Raw genomic sequence first — 19272 nt, 5'->3', positions numbered from 1 at the left:
GGTCGCTGGACGAGGGGCGATATCATGACTTTGAAGATTTTATTCCGGACACTTCTTGCCTGCTTCATTCTCGTTTTCGCCGCGCCGTCCTTCGCGCAGCAGGGTGATCCCAAGCCTTTGATCGATGCGCTGGCCAAGGCCGATTTCGGCGAGGCCGAAAAACTGCTGGGACAGATCGCGGCCACCGGCGATACCCGGGTCGTGCCGGCGCTCGACGCCTTTTCGAATGGTGATCTCTATTTCCGAAAGTCCGACAATGCCGTCTTTATCGGCAAAACAGCGGGTTCCGGTTTCGATCTGATCGATCCGCTGACGGGCGCCTCCGCCGGGCAGGCGGCAAAGAACGCCGTCACCAAGATCAAGATCAACAACAACCTGCGCCGCGTCATCCGCTCGGCGATGGGCGGGCTTACGCTTCTAAGCCCCGACAGGACGGTGCGGCTCTCGGCCGCCGACGCGGTTCTGCGTTCGCCGAGCCCGGAAAACCTCGAACTTGTCGAGGCGGCACTCGCCAAGGAGGCCGACAAGGAAGTCAAGGCTCGCATGGAGGAAGCCCGCGCCGTCTCGGTCCTCTCCTCGGACCGTTCGGTCGATGAGAAGCGCGGCGCCATTCAGACCATCAAGAACCTTGGCGGACGCAATGCGCTCGGAATCCTGAGCGGCGTTTCGGGTTCGATCGATCCCAGCCTCAAGCCGGATCTCGACGCGGCAATTTCCGCGATCGAGAGCGAACAGCAGCTCTGGGACATGGTCCAGAACGTCTGGTACGGCCTGTCGCTCGGTTCCGTCCTGCTGCTGGCTGCGATCGGGCTTGCCATCACTTTCGGCGTCATGGGCATCATCAACATGGCGCATGGCGAAATGGTCATGCTCGGCGCCTATTCTACCTTTGTGGTGCAGCAGGTGATCCGCGAGAGCGCGCCCGGCCTTTTCGACTGGTCGCTGGCGATCGCGCTGCCGATTGCCTTTCTCGTTACCGGCGCGGTCGGTTTCGTGATCGAACGCGGCGTCATCCGCTTCCTCTACGGCCGGCCGCTCGAAACGCTGCTTGCCACCTGGGGCGCCTCGCTCATCCTGCAGCAGACGATCCGCTCGATCTTCGGGCCGACCAACCAAGAAGTCGGCAATCCGTCCTGGATGTCCGGCTCGTTTCCTGTCGGCGGCATGACCATCACCTGGAACCGCATGTGGATCATCCTCTTCTCGCTGACGATCTTCGTGGCGCTGCTGGTGGTAATGAAGAAATCCGCCTACGGGCTCAACATGCGGGCCGTCACCCAGAACCGCCGCATGGCGTCGTCCATGGGCATCAAGACGCCATGGGTCGATGCGCTGACCTTTGCGCTCGGCTCGGGTATTGCGGGCATTGCAGGCGTGGCGCTTTCCCAGATCGACAACGTCTCGCCAAACCTCGGCCAGAGCTACATCATCGACAGCTTCATGGTCGTGGTTTTCGGCGGGGTCGGCAATCTCTGGGGCACGCTGGTCGGCGCGCTGTCGCTCGGCGTGTTGAACAAATTCCTCGAACCCTCGGTCGGTGCGGTGCTCGGCAAGATCCTGGTCCTGGTCCTCATCATCCTCTTCATCCAGAAACGTCCGCGCGGCCTCTTCGCGCTCAAGGGAAGGGCGGTGGAAGCATGATCGCCAGCTTCATTCTTCGCGCGCTCGAAGGAAAGATCGTTGTCGCCGTTGCCATCCTGCTCGGTGTCGCAATCCTGGTGCCGGCGCTCAACCTGTTGACGCCTCCGGACAGCGCACTTCACATCCCGACCTATGCCATGGCGCTCTTCGGCAAATATCTCTGCTATGCGCTGCTGGCGCTCGCGCTCGATCTCGTCTGGGGTTATTGCGGCATTCTCTCGCTCGGCCACGGCGCCTTCTTCGCGCTCGGAGGCTACGCGATGGGCATGTACCTGATGCGCCAGATCGGCTCGCGCGGCGTCTACGGCAACCCTATCCTGCCGGATTTCATGGTCTTCCTGAACTGGAAGGAACTGCCGTGGTTCTGGCATGGGTTCGACTGGTTCGTTTTCGCCATGGCCATGGTGCTGCTGGTGCCTGGCCTGCTCGCCTTCGTGTTCGGCTGGTTTGCCTTCCGCTCGCGCGTCAACGGCGTCTATCTCTCGATCATCACCCAGGCGATGACCTATGCGCTGATGCTCGCCTTCTTCCGCAACGACATGGGTTTCGGCGGCAATAACGGGCTGACCGACTTCAAGGACATCCTTGGCTTCCCGGTCCAGGCGGACGGTACGCGCGCGGTTCTCTTCGCCATGTCGGCGATCATGCTGTCGCTCTGCCTTGTCGTCGCTTCCGCCATTACCCGTTCGAAATTCGGCAAGGTTCTGGTCGGGGTGCGCGATGCCGAAAGCCGGGTGCGCTTCCTCGGCTTCCGGGTCGAAAACATCAAGCTCTTCACCTTCGTCGTCTCGGCCATGTTCGCCGGCATCGCAGGAGCGCTCTTCGTGCCGCAGGTCGGCATCATCAATCCGGGCGAGTTCGCGCCGGCCAACTCCATCGAGGTTGTCGTCTGGACAGCAGTCGGCGGGCGCGGCACGCTGATCGGCCCGATCATCGGCGCGGTGCTGGTCAATGGGGGGAAAAGCTTCTTCACCGGCGCATTTCCGGAATTCTGGCTGTTCGCGCTCGGCGGCCTGTTCATAGCGGTGACGCTTTTCCTGCCCAAGGGCATCGTCGGCACGATCCAGCACGGTTACCGGACCCGCAAGGCGCACAAGGCTGCCGCCGAGGCGGAAAAGGGTAGGGATGCCCCGGCATCCATCGCACAGGCCGCGGAATAAGAGGGGCATGATGAACACAATTGCTGAAACCAGAACAAAAAGCCTGCTCTATCTCGAAAACGTCTCCGTTTCCTTCGACGGATTCAAGGCGATCAACTCGCTGTCCTTCGTGGTCGAGCCGGGTGAGCTCCGGGCGATCATCGGCCCGAACGGCGCCGGCAAGACGACGATGATGGATATCATCACCGGCAAGACCCGGCCCGACAGCGGCACCGTTCTGTTCGAGGACTCGATCGACCTCACCAAGAAGGACGAGGCCGATATCGCCCAGCTCGGCATCGGCCGGAAATTCCAGAAGCCGACGGTCTTCGAAAGCCACACGGTCTGGGACAATCTGGAACTGGCACTGAACCGCGACCGCGGCGTTTTCTCCACGCTGTTCTATACGCTCTCGCCGGAAGACAAGGCGCGGATCGAGGAAATCCTGGAGACGATCCGCCTGACACATCGCAAGGATGAATATGCTGCAAATCTCAGCCACGGCCAGAAACAATGGCTGGAGATCGGCATGCTGCTCGCTCAGGAGCCGAAGCTTCTGTTGGTCGATGAACCGGTAGCCGGCATGACGGACGCGGAGACGGCCGAGACTGCATTGCTGCTCAAGGAGATCGCCAAGACGCGATCCGTCGTCGTCGTCGAGCACGACATGGGCTTCATCCGCGACCTTGGCGTCAAAGTGACATGTCTGGCCGAGGGTTCGGTGCTGGCGGAAGGCTCGATCGATTTCGTTTCGAGCGATCCTAAGGTTATCGAGAATTATTTAGGTCGCTGACGTGAAACTGATGGATGAACGGGATGCTGACAGTCAACAACGTCAATCTTCATTACGGCGCGGCACAGGCTCTGCGCGGCGTCTCGATCACTGCCGAAATGGGCAAGATCACCTGCGTGCTCGGCCGCAATGGTGTGGGTAAAAGCTCGCTGCTGCGTGCCGTTACCGGCCAGCATCCGGTGAGCGCCGGCACGATCAGCTTCCAGAGCGAGGTGCTGAACGGCCTGCCGCCCTATGCCCGAGCCAAGCACGGCATCGGTTATGTGCCGCAGGGTCGGGAGATCTTTCCGCTGCTGACGGTGCAGGAAAACCTGGAAAGCGGTTACGCACCGCTTGCCCGCAAGGACAAATTCATTCCCGACGAGATCTTCTCGCTATTTCCGGTGCTGAAATCCATGCTCGGCCGGCGCGGTGGCGACCTTTCCGGCGGTCAGCAGCAACAGCTTGCGATCGGTCGCGCCATGGTCACGCGGCCGAAGATCCTGGTGCTCGACGAACCGACCGAGGGCATCCAGCCGTCGATCATCAAGGATATCGGCCGGGCGATCCGCTACCTGCGCGATTCGACCGGCATGGCGATCCTGCTGGTCGAACAGTATCTCGACTTCTGCCGGGAACTCGCCGACCAAGTCTACATCATGGATCGTGGCGAAATCGTTCATGAAGGGCCGGCGGAGACCTTGGACACGGCCGAAGCGCGCAAGCATCTCACGGTGTGATATGTGGGTTTTTCATATGTGAATGTTTGGAGTGCGCCGCAGCACATCAATTGTATCAATAGGTTCTAATGTGTGTTAGGTAAGCGGCATCGGAAGCGCTCCAGGATTGGACCGCTTCAGGGCAGATACCCCGCACAACACTGACACACACAGCACCCATGATGAGGCGTTGATGGATTTTGCTTGCGTCGACGGTACCTTCTCTCGTTCCGCTCTTATTCGCTCAATCGCGGTAGGAGCTGTTTTTTTGGGCGCCATGACCGGTAGCGCTTTCGCAGGATGCGGTCAGCCGATGCAGCCAGGCCGTCACCGGATGACCATCGAGGCCGATGGCGTTGCCCGTTCGGCGGTCTATTTCATCCCGTCTTCCTATACCGGCAAGGACAAGGTGGCTGTCGTCTTCGATCTTCATGGTAGCCACAGCAACCCTGAAGCGCAGCTGAACAGAAGCTCCTGGGACAAGGTCGCCGAGAAGAACGGCTTCATCGTCGTCGCCCTGCAGGGCAGCCTGCCTGGAAGCTCGACCGGCACTTATGCCTGGAACGTCCCGTTCGTCACCGAACAGAAAGGCGGGCTCGACGAGATCGAATATATCGAGGAAGCCGTGCAGGAGACGAAGGAAGATTTCTGCGTCGATCCGGCCCGCATCTATGCCTCGGGTTATTCCGGCGGCGGCCGCATGCTGTCTGCCTTCCTCTGCTCCGGCCACGACGAATTCGCCGCCGCAGGCTTCGTGCATTCGCTGCGCGCCGGCCGCCCGGTCGAGACGGGAGGCAAGTGGGGTCCGGAAAAAGCCAATTGCAGCCCGGCCCGGCCGATCTCGATTATGGCTTTCGCCGGCGTCAAGGACGAAGCCAACCCCTACGCGGGTGGCGGCAAGCCCTATTGGCAGTACAGCTTCAATACAGCGATCCAACGCTGGACCGAACTCGATGGCTGCACCGGCAACGGTGACGTTAAGACGACCGAGGGTGTGACGTTTAGTCTCTACGGTACCTGCAAGAATGGCGCGCGGATCGCCTCCTACGTTTTTGCCGACGGCACGCATGACTGGCCGAAACCGGCGCCGGCGACGGAGGCCGTGATGGCCGCCGCCAAGGACAGTGCAGCGAGCGTCACCAAGGTCGCCGCGGTCGTTCCGGCCAAGCCTGCCTTCGACGCGAATGTTGATCCCGCGTCGCGGATGTGGGAGTTCTTCGGTAAGGCCGACAGCACCGACGTCATCGCCACAGCCGCTCCTGCGAAGGCCAAGTCTGGCACGGGCGTTGCATCGGACTGCGCAACCGAAGCCGAACTTCAGGGAACGACGTGCGAGAACAGCCAGCCGATCAATATGCGCCGCAGCGGGCAAGGGGTGCAGGACGCCTTGTAACCAAGGCGTTCGGCGGGCGCACGCGGCTTGCCGAATTCTTTCAGGAAGGCTGCGCAAAAATTCGCCTTCCGGAAACATTTTCGCCTGAAATGGAGGCGATCCTCATCAATACGTCAGGGGGACTGACGGGCGGCGACGTGATCGAATGGTCCGTCGCCGCCGCGGCTTCTACCCGCCTCTCGATCACCACCCAGGCGAACGAGAAGATCTACAAGGCGGCTGCCGATACCGCCTCCGTCTCCACCCACATCACGGTCGGCGAAGGTGCCTCTGTCCACTGGCTGCCGCAGGAAACCATCCTTTTCGACCAGGCTTCGCTGACCCGGCGGCTCGATGTCGACCTTTCCGAAAATTCCGAATTCCTGGCGGTCGAAGCCGTTCTGCTTGGCCGCAAGGCCATGGGAGAAGCCGTGACCTTCGGCTTTTTCCGGGATCGCTGGCGGGTGCGCCGGGACGGCCAACTTATCCATGCGGAAGAAATGAAATTCGAGGGCGAGATCGAGCGATTGAGCCAAGCGGCTGCGGTCCTTTCCGGCCAAGTCGCCTTTGCGACGCTCTTTTACACCGGTCCGCTTGCGGAGGCGCTTTTCCCCCGGCTCCGTCAATGCCTGGACGGTGAAGCCGGTGGCGCAAGCCCATGGACGGGCGGTGCGAGCCACTGGAACGGCAAGCTGATCGTGCGTCTTGCGGCGCCCGATGGATTTGCCTTGAGAAAAATCCTGACACCGGCAATTTCCGTATTGCGCAACGGCACGCCAGTGCCGAAAGTCTGGAACATCTGAAGTTGAACTTGGTGCCCTCATGAACCTGACGCCCAGAGAAAAAGACAAGCTTTTGATCGCCATGGCGGCGATCGTCGCCCGCCGCCGGCTCGATCGCGGCATCAAGCTCAATTATCCGGAAGCGATCGCGCTAATCACCGATTTCGTCGTCGAAGGTGCCCGCGATGGCCGCTCCGTTGCCGACCTGATGGAGGCGGGTGCGCATGTCATCACCCGAGCCCAGGTGATGGAAGGCATTGCCGAGATGATCCACGACGTGCAGGTGGAGGCGACCTTCCCCGATGGAACGAAGCTCGTCACCGTGCACGAGCCGATCAGGTGATGAGGCCGTGATGCTGGAACTGCGCCCCAACTGCGAATGCTGCGACCGGGACCTGCCCCCGGAAAGCCGCGAGGTGATGATCTGCACATTCGAATGCACGTTCTGCGCCGATTGCGCGACGAGCGTGCTTGCCGGTACCTGCCCCAATTGTGGCGGAGAACTGGTGCGCCGTCCGGTCCGTCCGGCGGACAAGCTTCCGAAATACCCGGCGTCCACGAAACGCGTTCTGAAGGCCGAGGGCTGCGCGCCCAAGGCGGCCTGAGAGCCGGCTTGAAGGAGAGAGTCATGATCCCTGGTGAAGTGATTGCCGCAGCAGGCGAAATCGAGCTGAATGCCGGCGCCCCGACGGTAACGATCGAAGTGTCCAACACCGGCGACCGGCCGGTGCAGGTGGGTAGCCACTACCATTTCTTCGAGACGAACAACGGTCTAGCCTTCGATCGCGACAAGGCGCGCGGCATGCGGCTCGATATTCCCGCCGGCACAGCGGTACGATTCGAACCCGGCCAGACCAGGGCTGTTACGCTGATCCCGTTATCGGGAAAACGCGCCGTCTACGGTTTTCAGCAGAAGATCATGGGTGCTCTATGAGGCTCATTTTCGCCCTGCCTTTCGTCGTGGTCGCCATGGCCGCGCAGCCGGCGCTGGGCCAGCAGCCGAAGGTCAATTGCAAGAAGGCCGAGACGCAGATGGAGATGACCTACTGCGCCGAACAGGATTATAACGCCGCCGACAAGGCCTTGAACATCCAGTATCAGGCCGCGCGCAAGGCGACGAAAAAGTGGGATACCGACGCCGCCACGGATCTTCCCGCCTCCGACGCCGCCCTCGTGAAGGCGCAGCGCGCCTGGGTTGCCTATCGCGACGCGCATTGCGAGTCCTACGGATATCAGGCGCATGGCGGGACCATGGAGCCGCAGCTGATCTATGCGTGCTCCGCGGACCTAACACGGAAACGCACTGCAGAACTCAAAGAACTGACAGACGCCTTCGGAAATTGATTTTCCGGGGCCGAATTTCCGAATCGACCAAGCCGTTTTTGAATTCGTGTGAAAGCCTGAGGTAGACCGCCATGCCCCATAAGATGTCCCGCGCCGCCTATGCCTCGATGTTCGGTCCGACCACCGGCGATAAGGTGCGGCTTGCCGATACGGAACTCTTCATCGAGGTCGAAAGGGACTTCACCACCTATGGCGAAGAGGTGAAGTTCGGTGGCGGCAAGGTCATCCGTGACGGTATGGGACAGAGCCAGGCGACACGCGCCGAGGGTGCCGTCGATACCATTATCACCAATGCGCTGATCGTTGACCACACCGGCATATACAAGGCCGATGTCGGCCTCAAGGACGGCCGCATCCATGCGATCGGCAAGGCCGGCAATCCGGATACGCAGCCGGGGGTGACGATCATCGTCGGCCCTTCGACGGAGGCGATCGCCGGCGAAGGCAAGATCCTGACGGCGGGCGGCATGGACGCACATATCCATTTCATCTGCCCGCAGCAGATCGAGGAGGCGCTGATGAGCGGCGTCACCTGCATGCTGGGAGGCGGTTCCGGCCCGGCGCACGGCACGCTGGCTACGACCTGCACCGGAGCCTGGCATATCGAGCGGATGATCGAGAGCTTCGATGCCTTTCCGATGAACCTCGCTCTTGCGGGCAAGGGCAATGCCTCGCTTCCTGCGCCGCTGGAAGAGATGATCCTCGCCGGCGCCTCCAGCCTGAAGCTGCACGAGGATTGGGGCACGACGCCTGCTGCGATCGACAATTGCCTGACGGTTGCGGACCAGTTCGACGTGCAGGTGATGATCCATACGGATACCCTGAACGAGAGCGGTTTCGTGGAGGATACGGTCGCGGCCATCAGAGGTCGCACGATCCATGCCTTCCATACGGAAGGAGCAGGGGGCGGTCATGCCCCCGACATCATCAAGGTCTGCGGCAATCCGAACGTCATCCCGTCCTCGACCAACCCGACGCGCCCTTATACGGTCAACACGCTTGCCGAGCATCTCGACATGCTGATGGTCTGCCATCACCTGTCGCCATCGATCCCGGAAGACATAGCATTTGCCGAAAGCCGCATCCGCAAGGAAACGATCGCTGCGGAAGACATCCTGCACGATATCGGCGCCTTCTCGATCATCTCCTCGGATAGCCAGGCCATGGGCCGTGTCGGCGAGATCGCGATCCGCACATGGCAGACCGCCGACAAGATGAAGCGGCAGCGGGGGCGCCTGAAGGAGGAGAAGGGCGAGAACGACAATTTCCGCGTCAAGCGCTACATCGCCAAATACACGATCAATCCGGCGATCGCCCATGGCGTTTCCCACGAAATCGGTTCGGTGGAAGTGGGCAAGCGTGCCGACCTCGTGTTGTGGAACCCGGCCTTCTTCGGCGTGAAGCCGGAAATGGTGCTGCTCGGCGGCTCGATCGCAGCCGCTCCGATGGGGGATCCAAACGCCTCGATCCCGACGCCGCAGCCCATGCACTACCGGCCGATGTTCGCGGCCTACGGCAAGCTCAGGACCAGTTCCTCCGTCACCTTCGTTTCCCAGGCCTCGCTCGATGCCGGTCTTGCCCACAGGCTCGGTGTCGCCAAGAAGCTGGTTGCGGTGAAGAACGTCCGTGGCGGCATCTCGAAGGCGTCGATGATCCACAATTCGGCCACGCCGCATGTGGAAGTCGATCCGGAGACCTACGAGGTGCGCGCCGACGGCGAACTGCTGACCTGCCAGCCGGCGACCGTACTGCCCATGGCGCAGCGTTACTTCCTGTTCTGAGGTCGCTGGCGCTTCGGAACCCATTCATGAAGAAAGCCTTGCGCCGGCTGCTCATCTTGATCCTGATCATCGTGCTTGCCGTCATGGCAGGCACGTTTATCCCGCGCCCTTTTCTGGTGCCGGAGAGGTCGCCAACCGCAGAGACACGGCGCATTCTCGTGCTCTCGAACCCCATCCATACCGATATCGCCATTCCTCTGAACGAGGATACCCGGATGGTCTACGCGTTCCTGGCGGAAGCGGGTGTTCCGGTTGCCGATCCTGCGGCACAATGGCTGATACTTGGCTGGGGAGGTCGGGCCTTCTACCTCGAAACGCCCACCTGGGGCGATCTCAAGCCGTTTCCGGTTTTCCGTGCGCTGACGATCGATCGTTCCGTCATGCACGTGGATGTTGCCGGCGGCATAGACGAAGGGCATCCGACGGTCACCGCTTTCGATCTCGCCCCGCAGCAGTTCCAGCAGCTATCCGATTTCATCCAGGCGAGTTTCGTGCGCGAGGGGGACAAGGCCGCGGTGATCCCGGAGGCCGGTTATGGCGCCTATGACCGCTTCTTCGAGGCAAACGGCTCGTTCAATGCCCTGATCGGCTGCAATACCTGGACGGCGCGGGCGCTCAGGGCCGCAGGTCTCAGAACAGGTTGGTGGAACCTGCTGCCGCAGACGCTTCAGATCTCGCTCAAGCTCTTCAATCGATAAAGAAAATTGCTGATTTTTTTTCGAGGAGTGATGCTTCCTGTGAATATCAGGTTTGCGTTGCAATATATTAGCAAGAAGTTTGCTGCATTGCGGCGAGCAGATCGCTATGACCTTTGTATCGGCCCTTCGGGGCGTTGCAGTTTCATGGAGATAGTCATGCTCGGCAAGCGAGTTCCCAACGTCACCTTCCGCACCCGCGTTCGCGACGAAGCTGTTGGCGGGTCCAACCCGTTCCGCTGGCAGGATGTCACGTCGGACGACTATTTCGCCGGCAAGCGTGTGGTGCTCTTCTCGCTGCCGGGCGCCTTCACACCGACCTGCTCGACCTACCAGCTCCCCGATTTCGAGAAGCTCGCTGCCGAATTCCGCGCCGAAGGCATCGACGAGATCTACTGCATCTCGGTCAACGACGCCTTCGTCATGAACGCTTGGGGCAAGAGCCAGAACCTCGAAAACGTCAAGCTGATCCCGGACGGTTCGGGTGAATTCACCCGCAAGATGGGCATGCTGGTCGCCAAGGACAATCTCGGCTTCGGCATGCGCTCCTGGCGTTACGGCGCGGTCATCAACAACGGCACCGTCGAGCAGTGGTTCGAGGAGGAAGGTTATTCCGACAATTGCGAAACGGACCCCTATGGCGTCTCTTCGCCGCAGATCATCCTGGAAGCCCTGAAGTCGGTGAAGATCGCCGCCTGAGGCTCTCTTCGACGACCTTGAAAAGGCCCGGCTCCGCGCCGGGCTTTTTTGTTGCGCTTCCTACGGCTGGGCTTGTGCGCTGCCAAACAGTTGGCAATGATTGAGCCTCAACATTCGGACGAGTTTTCCATGCAACATATCCATTCGTATCGCCCGGCCGGAGAGATCACCGATCCTCCCGTCGATATCGTGACCCTGCCGCACGACTTGCGTCACCTACGCCGCAAGCTTCTGCATCTTTCGAACGGCGACATGGTGATGCTCGACCTCAAGGAGGCGGTGCTCTTCCATCACGGCGACCGCTTGGTGCTCGACAACGGCGATACGGTCGAGGTTCGGGCTGCGCCGGAAAAACTCTTCGAGGTCAAGGGGCGCGATACGCTGCACCTGATCGAGCTCGCCTGGCATCTCGGCAACCGGCATCTTTCGGCGCAGATCGAGGAAAGGCGAATCCTGATCCTGCGCGACCACGTCATCCGCTCCATGCTGGAAGGTCTCGGCGCCACCGTAACGGATGTAGAGGAGGGGTTCCAGCCGGCCCGCGGCGCCTACCATTCTCATGGCGGACATTCGCACGGCCATTCCCATGGACACGGTCAGGGGCATGGAGACCGCCATGACCACGACCATCATCACCACGACTGAGTCGGTATGAACCAGGTGCTCGATACCCAGGCACTGTTGCGGTTGATGGCTTGGCTGTCGCCGGCTTTTCCGATCGGCGCCTTTGCCTGGTCGGGCGGCCTGGAGAGCGCGGTGGCCAACCGGCTGGTGAAGAATTCGGTCGATCTCGGCGACTGGCTATCGGCGCTGATGCGGCATGGCGCCTTTTGGAACGATGCGGTCTTGTTTTCGGAGGCGTGGCGGCGTTTTGAAGACGCGGTAGCACTGAAGGAGACGGCGGAACTCGGGTTGGCGATGGCAGGTTCGGCGGAGCGCTTCGCCGAGACGCTGTCGCTCGGCAAGGCCTTCGTTGCGGCTGCCTCCGCGTGGCCCGATCCGGTGCTTGAACGCCTGCCGTCCGATGTGCCTTTTCCGGTTGCAGTCGGTGCGGTTGCGGCGGCGCACGGCGTACCGGCGAACAAGGCGCTGGCGGCTTTTCTGCATGCTGCCGCGTCCCAGGCGGTGTCGGCCGGCATACGGCTCGGCTGCTGTGGCCAGGTCGACGGGGTGAAAATTCTGGCGGGATTGGAGGGGGCGATCGCGCAGCTTTCGGATCGCGCGCCCGGCTTGACACTGGACCATCTCGGCGGCGCAGCGGTGCAGGCGGAAATCGCTTCGCTGCGCCATGAAACCCAGCATTCGCGGCTTTTCCGCAGTTGAGGGCGGACGTAAGCTCTCTTCGAAAATGAGAAAGGAAGACCCATGAAATCGGTAAACGGACCGCTCCGCGTCGGCATTGGCGGCCCCGTCGGCTCCGGCAAGACGGCCCTGACGGAGAAGTTATGCAAGGCGATGCGGGAGGACTATTCGGTCGCCGTCGTCACCAACGACATCTACACGAAGGAGGATGCCGAGGCGCTGGTGCGCATGCAGGCGCTTTCATCCGACCGTATCGTCGGGGTGGAGACGGGCGGCTGCCCGCATACCGCCATCCGGGAGGACGCGACGATCAATCTGCAGGCGATCGCCGGCCTCAATGAGCGCATTCCCGATCTTGACGTGGTGTTCATCGAATCAGGCGGCGACAATCTGGCCGCGACCTTCTCGCCTGACCTTGCCGATATCACCATCTATGTGATCTCCACCTGCCAGGGCGAAGAAATCCCGCGCAAGGGCGGACCCGGGATTACCCGCTCCGATCTCTTGATCATCAACAAGAAGGACCTCGCGCCCTATGTCGGAGTGGATATCGACGTGATGGACCGCGACGCCGCCCGCATGCGCGAAATGAAGCCGCATGTCTTCACCGACCTGAAACGCGGAGAAGGCGTCGATCATGTCGTCCGCTTCCTGAAGGAGCAGGGCGGCCTTTAAGGCCCGCAAGGCGAGGCGTCATGCTCGAACTCCTCAAGATGCTGCTCGCACGCTGGTTTCCGCCGAAGCCGGACGGGCTGACCAATGTTTCCGCAGCATCCATAGATCGCCAGGACGCATCGACGGAGATCCGCCGGTTCATCTGGAGCGGTTTCGAAGCCGAGGAGGCAATCGCCGATATCGTGGTCGAGGGATATCCGAGGCCTGAAGCGGTGTCGGACGCCGATCGTCTCTGGATAAGGACGGAAGTTAGCCGCCTTTTCGAGGAGAAGCGGCGGGAGGAGGCGACATGGCCAGCCAGAACCGACTGGGATCGCCTCGATGCGGCCTTCGTCGAACTCCGGGCATCCGGTATCGTCGCCTTGCACAATGCCGGTCTGACACAAGCAGATGGATTTGCCGAAGTTGCGGAAGAGTTCCGGATGCGCCAGGAAGTCGACGTCAAATCATCCGGTTTCGTCTTCTATGTTGGCGAGGATGTCGAGACGGCGCTCTCTGAAGGAGAACTTTATCTGGCCTTCGGAGCATTCGAGAAGCGAAGCGAAAATACGCCGGTGATCGCACGGCAGATCATCGCCGCTCTCAACAAGAAGGGCCTTCGCGCGACATGGAGCGGCGATATCGGCAAGCGCCTGCTGCTCAGCCCCTTCGAATGGCGCAAACGCAGTCCGGCCGATGAACCGATCCCATAAAAAATAGAGGCCGGTGACCCTCGAAAGTCACCGGCCTTTTCGCATGCCGCTTCCACCCGCCCGTGGCACGACACGCGCTCAGAGAGAGATCAGATCCGCCAATCCGACCTCGCCTCGCTGAACTTCTAGACTTCCCGCAACGCCTGGACGTCGCCCACCTGGATCACCCGGCCCCGCACCGTGACACCCGTCTTGCGCAGCGTTGAGAAGGCGCGGGAAAGTGCCTCCGGGGCGAGTCCGAGCATTCCTGCCAGCAAGCTCTTCTGGAACGGCAGCCGGATGGCCGCTGGACCTCCGTCGACCGGGCAGCGGGTCAGAATGTAGTTCGCCACCCGCTGCGGCGCCGTATGCAACCTGTCGTTTGCGACGCATTCCATCGTGGTAAGGAGATGCCTGGAGAGTGAGGTCATCACGGCCTTGGCGATGTCCTTCTCCTGTTCCGCCATTTCGCGCACGGCCTGCAACTCGAATCGGGCAACCGTGGCGGTCTCCGCCGTCTGGGCATGATAGCGATATTTGTTGCCGCCATAGAGCAGACATTCGGCAAATGTATCGCCCGGTGCGCAGATGCGGATATCGGCTTCACGACCTTCGCGATTCAGCCGGTAGAGCCGGACATAACCATTGAGAACACAGTAGAAAGCATCGGCGTCTTCCCCTTCGCGGAAGATAGACTTGCGGGTCGGAAGACTTGTCACGCTCATCGTCGCGAGCATGCGAACAAGGGAATTGCCGCTCAAACCTGAAAGAAACGGAGTCTTCATCAACACTGCCCGGTCCCGGCTGCTGAGCTTGAGGTTGCTGTTCATCATCTCCGTGGTCTCTTCCATAGTTTGAACCGCTACACACTCCTGATGCTGCTAAAATAACAGGTTTATGAAAGTCGAATTTGACGTCGATCAAATTCAATTCATTTTTCCTGCAATTTTTGCGCGCGGAACGAAAAACGCCGGACTTGAAGGCCCGGCGTCGTCCTTATGGGTATGGAAGCAGCGCCTATTCCGCCGCCATGGGAGGCAGGCGGAGCACTTTGTTGCCGGCCTGGGCGCCGGGAGAACGATCGTCGTTGGCGCTCGTCTGCCGTTCCATCTGGTTGAGGCGTTCTTCCAGGGATGCGATCGACTGGGCGTTTCTGCGCGCTTCCTGGCTGAGCTCCTCGTTGGAAAGACCGAAGTCCTCCTCTTCCTTCTTGCCGACCATCCGGCCGAAGATTTTGCCGAGGAGGCGCGACAGGTCGTCCATGATCAGGAAGAAGGACGGCACGACGACGAGCGAGAGCACCGTCGAGACAATGATGCCGCCTATCACTGCGATGGCCATCGGTGCACGGAAGGAGCCGCCTTCGCCGACGCCGAGCGCCGAGGGCAGCATGCCCGCCGACATGGCGATCGAGGTCATGATGATCGGGCGGGCGCGCTTGCGGCCGGCCTCCACCATGGCATGGACTCGTTCCAGGCCGTGGCGCTTCATCTCGATCGCGAAGTCCACCAGCAGGATGGCATTCTTGGTGACGATGCCCATCAGCATCAGGATACCGATCAGGACCGGCATGGAAAGCGCGTTCTGGGTGATGATCAGCGCCACTGCCACGCCGCCGATCGCAAGCGGTAGCGAGAACAGGATGGTGAACGGCTGGATGACGTCCTTGAAGAGCAGGATCAGCACCACGAGCACCAGCATCAGGCCCATCAGCATCGCATTGCCGAAGCTCTGCTGCATTTCTGCCTGCACCTTGGCGTCGCCGCTTTCGGCCAGCCGAACGGTCTTCGGCAACTCGGTCTCGCCGACGATGCGCTTGAACTCGGCCGATGCGGTATCGAGCGCCGTACCGAAGGGCACGTCGGAGCCGATCGCTACGACGCGGTTGCGGTCGTTGCGCTTGATCGAGCTCGGGCCTTCCGAATAATCGATGTCGGCGACGCTGTAGAGCGGCACGCTGGCACCGGCCGCGGTCTTGATCTTCAAGGCGCGGATGGAGGCGAGATCCCGGCGGACATCGAGCGATGCTTGAACGCGGATCGGGATTTGGCGGTCGTCGAGCGAGATCTTGGCAAGGTTGGCGTCCACGTCACCGATCGTTGCGACGCGGACCGTCTGGGCGATCTGCTGCGGCGTGATGCCAAGGCGCGAGGCCTCCGCCATGCGCGGCCGGATCTGCAGTTCCGGACGGGGCAAGGCGCCTTCCGAGGAGACGTTGAAAAGGACCGGCGAGGCGCGCAGCTTCGATTCCAGCACGCTGACGGCTTCGTTCAGGTCCGCCTCGTTGGTGGAGAGGAAGTTGAACGACAGGTCACGCTCGGCGCGGTCGTTGACCTTGGAAATCCGTACGTCCGGAATGGATTGGACGGCGGCGAAAATGTCCTTTTCGACATCCCATTGCGGACGCGTGCGGCCATTTTCCTTCATCTTCGGCACGACGTCGCGGATAACGGGGATCGATCCCAGACCCTTGTTGACCAGGGTCTTTACCAGCGAATGGTCGATATTCTGCAGGATGACGCGCACGGTTGCGCGTCGCAGTTCGAGGTCGCCCTTCGGCGAAGCGCCGCCGAGGATGAAGACGCTCTCGACACCGTCGATATGGCGTACCGCATCATAGATGACGTCGGTGCTCGCAGCCGTCTCCTCAAGCGTCGCATTCGGCGGCAATTCCACCGACAGCACGACGCGCGAGGAATCATCCGGCGGCAGGAAGCTGCCGGGAACCTGCGCAAGCAGCATCATCGAGCCGATGAGGAAGCCGATCGCGGCAAGCAGCGTCGTATAACGCCAATACCAGCGGCGGGTCGTGCCGGTGACGAGGCGCGTATAGGCCTTCATGATCCAGCCGTCGTTGTCGTGATGGTCTTCCATCCCGTCTTCGGGGCTCATCAGATAGGCGGCCATCAACGGTGTGATGAGACGCGCCACGGCGAGCGAGAAGAACACGGAGAAGGCGACCGTCAGGCCGAACTGGATGAAGTACTGGCCCGGAATGCCCGGCATGAACGAGACCGGCACGAAGACGGCGATGATCGTGAAGCTGGTGGCGATGACGGCAAGGCCGATTTCATCCGCTGCCTCGAGCGCCGCCCGGTAGGGCGTCTTGCCCATCTTGATATGCCGCGCGATGTTCTCGATCTCGACGATCGCGTCGTCGACGAGGATACCGGTAGCGAGCGTCAGCGCCAGGAAGCTCACGAGGTTCAGCGAGAACCCCATGATGTCCATGATCCAGAATGTCGGGATCGCCGAAAGCGGCAGGGCGACTGCGGCGATCAACGTCGCTCGCCAGTTCCTCAGGAACAGGAAGACGACAATGACGGCGAGGATCGAGCCTTCCATCAGCGTATGGAGAGCGGCCTCGTAGTTGCCGTAGGTGAAGTAGACGGAATCGTCGACCATCTCGATGGCGACGTTCGGATTGGCCTTGCGGACCTGGTCGAGGCTTTCCGCGACGGTCTCGGAGACCGATACTTCGCTGGCGCCCTTGGCACGGAAGACGGCGAAGGTGACCGACGGCGTACCGTTGAAGCGCGAGAAGGATTTCGGCTCCTCATAGGTATCGGTGACGGTGCCGAGTTCCGACAGCTTGACGAACTGGCCGTTCGGGAGGGTGATCGTCGTATCGGCAAGCTGGGTCACGCTGCGGGCATCGCCCAGCGTGCGGATCGTCTGCTCGTTGCCAGCAACCTGGCCGCGGCCCGAGCCGAGGTCCACGTTGGTGCCGCGAAGCTGCTGGTTCACATCGGCGGCGGTAATGCCGTAGGCATCCAGCTTGGCCGGGTTGAGCGACACGCGGATTTCGCGGTCGGAGCCGCCATAACGGTCGATACGGCCGATGCCGGGCTGGCCCTGAAGGGCGCGCTTGACGGTATCGTCGACGAACCAGGACAGTTCTTCGAGCGTCATGTTCGGGGAGGAGACGGCAAAAGTCTGGATCGCCTGACCTTCGACGTCGATCTTGGTGACGACAGGCTCTTCGATGCCGGCCGGCAGGTCGCTGCGGATCTTGTCGATCGCGTCCTTGGTATCCTGCACGGCTTCTTCGGTCGGCTTCTCGATGCGGAAGACGACGACCGTCTGTGATTGTCCATCGGTCACCGTCGACTGAATCTCGTCGATGCCGCTGATCGAGGCGACCGCATCTTCGATCTCCTTCGTCACCTGCATCTCGAGCTCGGCAGGTGCCGCGCCGCTCTGGGTGACGGTGATCGAAACGACGGGGACGTCGATATTCGGGAAACGGGTGATCGGCAGCGCATAGAAGGATTGGATGCCGACATAAAGCAGCAGGGCAAAGCCGAGCAGCGGCGCAATCGGATTGCGGATCGACCAGGCGGAGAAGTTCATGCGGCTTGACCTCAGTTGGCAACGGCGGCGGGTTCGGCCGGAACCGGGGCGATCTTGTCGCCGTCCCGGACAAAAGCACCGGCCTTCGCAACAACGATGTCACCGGCCGTAAGACCGCTGACGACCTGGATGAAACCGCCATCCTGGATGCCGGTCTCGATCTTCACCTGCTTGACCACATTATCCTCGACCTTGCGGGCTGTGGAGCCGCTGCGGCCTGTGGTGACGGCCGACAAGGGGAGGGCGAGCGCGTTAGCCTCGGCAATGACGATCTCGGCGCTCGCATACATGCCGGATCGTGCCCCGCTCTTGTCGTCAATCACGATATGCACCGAGCCCAGGCGGGTAGTCGCGTCGACCGTCGGGGAGACGAGCCGAACCTTGCCTTCGATCTTGGTCCTGCCTCCGGCAATCGTTACGATCGCCCTCTGGCCAGCCTTGATCTTCTGGATATCGGTCTCGGACAAATCTGCGACCAGTTCGATCGCGCTGTCCTTGATGATCGTGAAGAGCGGGCTGCCCTGTCCGGTCGCGATCGCGCCAACCTTGGCGGTTCGTGCCGAAACCACACCGGCAATCGGCGTCTTGACGCCGGTGCGGGCGAGTCTCAGTTTGACATCGTCGATCTGCGCATCCACGACCTTGATGTCCGACTGGCCAACCGCGACCGCCTGTTTGGCGGCATTGAGGCGCGCCTGCGCCACCTCGACCTGGGCTTCGGCCTGTTCGAGCTGGGAAACGGTGCTGGTGCCGCTCTGGCTGAGGCGCTTGGTGCGGTCCCGCTGGCGCGTCATGTCGGCCAGATTGGCTTCCGCCTCGATGACCTGCGCCTGATATTGAGCGACGCCAGCCTCAGCCTTCGCCTTGTTGGCTTCGTATTGGCTCTTCTGCAGAAGGAGGGCGTCGTCATTCAGCGTCGCAAGCACGCTGTCGGCCTTCACCTCGTCGCCGACATCCGCATTGAGCGTCTTGATCGACAGACCGTCGACGAGCGGCTGGACATAAACCTCCTCGACGGGTTTGATCGTGCCGGTGGCGATCACGCGGTCCACAAGCGGTTTCGTCACTGCTTCGGTAACGATAATGGAAGGCAGCTTGAGCTCAGTCTGCGCCGGGGCGGGCGCTGCCGCATCCTGGGCGAGCGCGGTGCTCGCAGCAAGCGAGATGATGAGAGCCGGTATACCGACAGACTTCGAGAACTTGCGAAACATGCGACTACTTCCAATATGAAAAGCTAGGGGCAAATATTCCGCTGGGTTTGATCCCGTCCCGCCGCGCTCCCCTCAGCGCACGACATCCCCGTCCAAGGTGGTAACCGCACAAAACG

20 protein-coding genes are annotated in these 19272 nt (G+C 61.4%); 17 read left to right on the top strand and 3 right to left on the bottom strand.

What is annotated here, in order from left to right; genetic code table 11:
* Positions 1–24: 24 nt before the first annotated feature.
* The 17 genes from urtB (at position 25) to DMO26_RS08750 (ending at position 13613) form a co-directional block, all read left to right on the top strand.
* On the top strand, positions 25–1641 hold the full coding sequence (urtB, locus tag DMO26_RS08830) for an urea ABC transporter permease subunit UrtB (protein WP_117191696.1): 1617 nt from the start codon (positions 25–27) through the stop codon (positions 1639–1641).
* Complete coding sequence (gene urtC, locus DMO26_RS08825) at positions 1638–2801, top strand: urea ABC transporter permease subunit UrtC (RefSeq protein WP_117191695.1); 1164 nt, start codon at positions 1638–1640, stop codon at positions 2799–2801. The genes urtB and urtC overlap by 4 nt, the downstream gene beginning before the upstream one ends.
* A gap of 10 nt (positions 2802–2811) precedes the next feature.
* Positions 2812–3573: an urea ABC transporter ATP-binding protein UrtD gene (gene urtD / locus DMO26_RS08820; protein WP_117191925.1), complete on the top strand. Its 762-nt coding sequence runs from the start codon at positions 2812–2814 to the stop codon at positions 3571–3573.
* 23 nt (positions 3574–3596) lie between these two features.
* Positions 3597–4292 carry an urea ABC transporter ATP-binding subunit UrtE gene (gene urtE / locus DMO26_RS08815; protein ID WP_117191694.1) on the top strand — a complete coding sequence of 232 codons (696 nt, stop codon included), beginning with the start codon at positions 3597–3599 and terminating at the stop codon, positions 4290–4292.
* A gap of 292 nt (positions 4293–4584) precedes the next feature.
* On the top strand, positions 4585–5664 hold the full coding sequence (locus DMO26_RS08810) for an alpha/beta hydrolase family esterase (protein WP_226951240.1): 1080 nt from the start codon (positions 4585–4587) through the stop codon (positions 5662–5664).
* Positions 5601–6446 carry an urease accessory protein UreD gene (locus tag DMO26_RS08805; protein ID WP_117191692.1) on the top strand — a complete coding sequence of 282 codons (846 nt, stop codon included), beginning with the start codon at positions 5601–5603 and terminating at the stop codon, positions 6444–6446. Before DMO26_RS08810 ends, DMO26_RS08805 begins: the two co-directional genes overlap by 64 nt.
* A gap of 19 nt (positions 6447–6465) precedes the next feature.
* The gene (locus DMO26_RS08800; RefSeq protein ID WP_117191691.1) at positions 6466–6768 is read left to right on the top strand and encodes an urease subunit gamma; all 303 of its coding nucleotides are present in this window, start codon (positions 6466–6468) and stop codon (positions 6766–6768) included.
* Positions 6769–6778: 10 nt separating this feature from the next.
* A complete protein-coding gene (locus tag DMO26_RS08795; protein WP_117191690.1) occupies positions 6779–7030 on the top strand; it encodes a DUF1272 domain-containing protein in 252 nt (83 codons plus the stop codon).
* Positions 7031–7053: 23 nt separating this feature from the next.
* Positions 7054–7359, top strand: a complete 306-nt coding sequence (locus tag DMO26_RS08790; protein ID WP_117191689.1) for an urease subunit beta — start codon at positions 7054–7056, stop codon at positions 7357–7359.
* A 35-nt stretch (positions 7360–7394) separates the two neighbouring features.
* On the top strand, positions 7395–7769 hold the full coding sequence (locus DMO26_RS08785; RefSeq protein ID WP_226951239.1) for a lysozyme inhibitor LprI family protein: 375 nt from the start codon (positions 7395–7397) through the stop codon (positions 7767–7769).
* A gap of 71 nt (positions 7770–7840) precedes the next feature.
* A complete protein-coding gene (ureC, locus tag DMO26_RS08780; protein ID WP_117191687.1) occupies positions 7841–9550 on the top strand; it encodes an urease subunit alpha in 1710 nt (569 codons plus the stop codon).
* A 26-nt stretch (positions 9551–9576) separates the two neighbouring features.
* Positions 9577–10248 carry a TIGR02117 family protein gene (locus DMO26_RS08775; RefSeq protein WP_117191686.1) on the top strand — a complete coding sequence of 224 codons (672 nt, stop codon included), beginning with the start codon at positions 9577–9579 and terminating at the stop codon, positions 10246–10248.
* Positions 10249–10404: 156 nt separating this feature from the next.
* A complete protein-coding gene (locus DMO26_RS08770) occupies positions 10405–10944 on the top strand; it encodes a peroxiredoxin (RefSeq protein WP_117191685.1) in 540 nt (179 codons plus the stop codon).
* 129 nt (positions 10945–11073) lie between these two features.
* Positions 11074–11589, top strand: a complete 516-nt coding sequence (gene ureE, locus DMO26_RS08765; protein WP_117191684.1) for an urease accessory protein UreE — start codon at positions 11074–11076, stop codon at positions 11587–11589.
* A gap of 6 nt (positions 11590–11595) precedes the next feature.
* Positions 11596–12267 (top strand): urease accessory protein UreF, encoded by a 672-nt coding sequence (locus DMO26_RS08760; RefSeq protein ID WP_117191683.1) that lies wholly within the window; start codon positions 11596–11598, stop codon positions 12265–12267.
* 42 nt (positions 12268–12309) lie between these two features.
* Positions 12310–12921, top strand: a complete 612-nt coding sequence (ureG, locus tag DMO26_RS08755; RefSeq protein WP_117191682.1) for an urease accessory protein UreG — start codon at positions 12310–12312, stop codon at positions 12919–12921.
* Positions 12922–12941: 20 nt separating this feature from the next.
* The gene (locus tag DMO26_RS08750) at positions 12942–13613 is read left to right on the top strand and encodes a DUF6891 domain-containing protein (protein WP_117191681.1); all 672 of its coding nucleotides are present in this window, start codon (positions 12942–12944) and stop codon (positions 13611–13613) included.
* A gap of 125 nt (positions 13614–13738) precedes the next feature.
* On the opposite strand, the gene DMO26_RS08745 is transcribed toward DMO26_RS08750, so the two are convergent.
* The 3 genes from DMO26_RS08745 to DMO26_RS08735 all read right to left on the bottom strand — a co-directional run bounded on the left by DMO26_RS08745 (position 13739) and on the right by DMO26_RS08735 (position 19156).
* On the bottom strand, positions 13739–14422 hold the full coding sequence (locus DMO26_RS08745; protein ID WP_162894796.1) for a Crp/Fnr family transcriptional regulator: 684 nt from the start codon (positions 14420–14422) through the stop codon (positions 13739–13741).
* 187 nt (positions 14423–14609) lie between these two features.
* Positions 14610–17945, bottom strand: coding sequence for an efflux RND transporter permease subunit (locus DMO26_RS08740; RefSeq protein WP_117191679.1), 3336 nt, complete (start codon positions 17943–17945; stop codon positions 14610–14612).
* A gap of 11 nt (positions 17946–17956) precedes the next feature.
* Complete coding sequence (locus tag DMO26_RS08735) at positions 17957–19156, bottom strand: efflux RND transporter periplasmic adaptor subunit (protein WP_117191678.1); 1200 nt, start codon at positions 19154–19156, stop codon at positions 17957–17959.
* Positions 19157–19272 lie beyond the last annotated feature (116 nt).

Origin of the sequence: Rhizobium terrae (genome assembly GCF_003425685.1) — a bacterium.
GTDB lineage: Bacteria > Pseudomonadota > Alphaproteobacteria > Rhizobiales > Rhizobiaceae > Neorhizobium > Neorhizobium terrae.
The sequence above is the reverse complement of the archived record's forward strand: the minus strand, read 5'-3'. Positions and strand labels throughout refer to the sequence as shown.

Coding starts and splice junctions, on each gene's coding strand:
- ureG (WP_117191682.1), top strand. CDS start 12,310: ATGAAATCGGTAAACGGACCGCTCCGCGTCGGCATTGGCGGCCCCGTC.
- urtC (WP_117191695.1), top strand. CDS start 1,638: ATGATCGCCAGCTTCATTCTTCGCGCGCTCGAAGGAAAGATCGTTGTC.
- DMO26_RS08775 (WP_117191686.1), top strand. CDS start 9,577: ATGAAGAAAGCCTTGCGCCGGCTGCTCATCTTGATCCTGATCATCGTG.
- urtE (WP_117191694.1), top strand. CDS start 3,597: ATGCTGACAGTCAACAACGTCAATCTTCATTACGGCGCGGCACAGGCT.
- DMO26_RS08770 (WP_117191685.1), top strand. CDS start 10,405: ATGCTCGGCAAGCGAGTTCCCAACGTCACCTTCCGCACCCGCGTTCGC.
- DMO26_RS08785 (WP_226951239.1), top strand. CDS start 7,395: ATGGCCGCGCAGCCGGCGCTGGGCCAGCAGCCGAAGGTCAATTGCAAG.
- DMO26_RS08735 (WP_117191678.1), bottom strand. CDS start 19,156: ATGTTTCGCAAGTTCTCGAAGTCTGTCGGTATACCGGCTCTCATCATC.
- ureC (WP_117191687.1), top strand. CDS start 7,841: ATGCCCCATAAGATGTCCCGCGCCGCCTATGCCTCGATGTTCGGTCCG.
- ureE (WP_117191684.1), top strand. CDS start 11,074: ATGCAACATATCCATTCGTATCGCCCGGCCGGAGAGATCACCGATCCT.
- DMO26_RS08800 (WP_117191691.1), top strand. CDS start 6,466: ATGAACCTGACGCCCAGAGAAAAAGACAAGCTTTTGATCGCCATGGCG.
- DMO26_RS08795 (WP_117191690.1), top strand. CDS start 6,779: ATGCTGGAACTGCGCCCCAACTGCGAATGCTGCGACCGGGACCTGCCC.
- urtD (WP_117191925.1), top strand. CDS start 2,812: ATGAACACAATTGCTGAAACCAGAACAAAAAGCCTGCTCTATCTCGAA.
- DMO26_RS08810 (WP_226951240.1), top strand. CDS start 4,585: ATGCAGCCAGGCCGTCACCGGATGACCATCGAGGCCGATGGCGTTGCC.
- DMO26_RS08745 (WP_162894796.1), bottom strand. CDS start 14,422: ATGAACAGCAACCTCAAGCTCAGCAGCCGGGACCGGGCAGTGTTGATG.
- DMO26_RS08790 (WP_117191689.1), top strand. CDS start 7,054: ATGATCCCTGGTGAAGTGATTGCCGCAGCAGGCGAAATCGAGCTGAAT.
- DMO26_RS08740 (WP_117191679.1), bottom strand. CDS start 17,945: ATGAACTTCTCCGCCTGGTCGATCCGCAATCCGATTGCGCCGCTGCTC.
- urtB (WP_117191696.1), top strand. CDS start 25: ATGACTTTGAAGATTTTATTCCGGACACTTCTTGCCTGCTTCATTCTC.
- DMO26_RS08750 (WP_117191681.1), top strand. CDS start 12,942: ATGCTCGAACTCCTCAAGATGCTGCTCGCACGCTGGTTTCCGCCGAAG.
- DMO26_RS08760 (WP_117191683.1), top strand. CDS start 11,596: ATGAACCAGGTGCTCGATACCCAGGCACTGTTGCGGTTGATGGCTTGG.